The organism is Candidatus Streptomyces philanthi (assembly GCF_059553635.1).
Genome location: NZ_JCANQV010000580.1, coordinates 1 through 1,564 on the forward strand (window position 1 = coordinate 1; position 1,564 = coordinate 1,564).

Consider the following 1,564-nt stretch of genomic DNA (forward strand, 5'->3'; position numbering starts at 1 on the left):
GCCAGGCGCGGGAGGGGGGCGTCCCCCTCGGCACGGCCTGGCGGCGGCGCCCGGGGATGTGGTGCGGGGTGCTGCTCGCGCCCCTCGGGTGGTGCGGCTACGTGCTGTGGGTGGGGGCGCGCAGGGGCGGTCTCACCGGTTATCTGGACGTCCAGGGCGGCTGGGGCAACGGCTTCGACGGCGGTCTCGCGTTCGCCGCCTTCACCGGCCGCCTGTTCACCCACGGGCAGGTCCTCGCCGGGATCGCGCTGACGGCCGGGGTCGCGCTGGTGGTCTGGGCGTACGTGCTGGGGGTGCGGCGGCGCGACCCGCTGCCGCTGCTGGTCTACGGCGGGCTGGTGCTGGCGGCGGCGCTCACCGCCAAGGGGTACTTCGGGTCCAAGCCGCGGCTGATGCTGCCGGCGTACCCGCTGCTGCTGCCGCTCGCGGCGGGCCTCGCGCGGTGGCGGCCGGGGCGGGCCGCGCTGCTGGTCGGCGCGGTCGCCGCGGGCTCCGCGGTCTACGGGGCGTTCTGGCTCAACGGCTCGGGGCCGCCGTGAGCGCGGCCGGACGCCACCGGTGACCGGGGGACCCCGCTCCGTACCCGGCACCGAAACCCCGTACGACACCCCAGTACCTACACGACGGAATTCCGCGAAGAAAAACAGATAAAGCACATGGCATCGTGGCATGCGTCACCGGAAAGCTAATCGGAATCACTTCGAATTCATTGACCGGCAGGCATCCCGTGGTCTCAATCCGGGCACATTCCACATCACATCGTCATTACAAAGCCGACGGATTGACCGGGTGACTACATCACACGCGGTAACGTCGTTTGAGTGCGTACCGATGACAAGCTCGACCAGATGGAGGAGCGCCCAGCCGATCGCGACCGGCCGCGTATGACCCCGACCCGCCGTTGGCTGTTCTGGGGCACGCTGGCGGTGTACTTCGCGATCGTCGCCGGGGTGCTGTTCTCCTCGTGGCTGGTCACCTTCGACTGGCAGGTCATGTTCTTCCGGCCGTACAAGCAGTGGCCGTCGATCCACGCCTTCCTCGACTACTTCGTCGTCCTGGGGCAGCGCGGGCCGACCGCCGTGGCGGTGGCGGCCTGGCTGGGCTGGCGCTGCTGGCGGCAGCGCAACCTCCACCCGCTGCTGGTGCTGGGCGCCTCGCTGCTGCTGCTGAACATGACGGTGGGCGCCGCCAAGATCGGCATGGGACGGTTGGGGCCGCACTACGCGACGGTGGTCGGCTCGAACGAGATGTGGCTCGGCGGCGATATATTCCCCTCCGGTCACACCGCGAACGCCGTGGTCACCTGGGGCGTGCTCGCCTATCTGGCGACCACCCCGCTGCGCCGCCGCATCCTGTCGGTGATCGCCGCGCTGGGCGCGCTGGGCGTCGGCATGACCACCGTCTACCTCGGTACGCACTGGGTCAGCGATGTGCTGCTCGGCTGGGCCGCCGGGCTGCTGGTGCTGCTGGCCCTGCCGTGGACCGAACCGGCGATGACCTGGGCCGAGGACCGTCTGATGGGCTTCCTGCTGCGGCTGTGGCTGCGCTGGCGCCCCGGGTCGCT

1 protein-coding gene and 1 pseudogene are annotated in these 1,564 nt (G+C 70.7%); both read left to right on the forward strand.

Annotated features, from left to right (window positions below):
* Positions 1 to 539, forward strand: a pseudogene (locus AC51EU_RS30380) (hypothetical protein); the annotation flags it as partial.
* A gap of 282 nt (positions 540 to 821) precedes the next feature.
* Positions 822 to 1,564: phosphatase PAP2 family protein (locus AC51EU_RS30385; protein WP_496270307.1), on the forward strand; the 743-nt coding region annotated here is incomplete at its 3' end.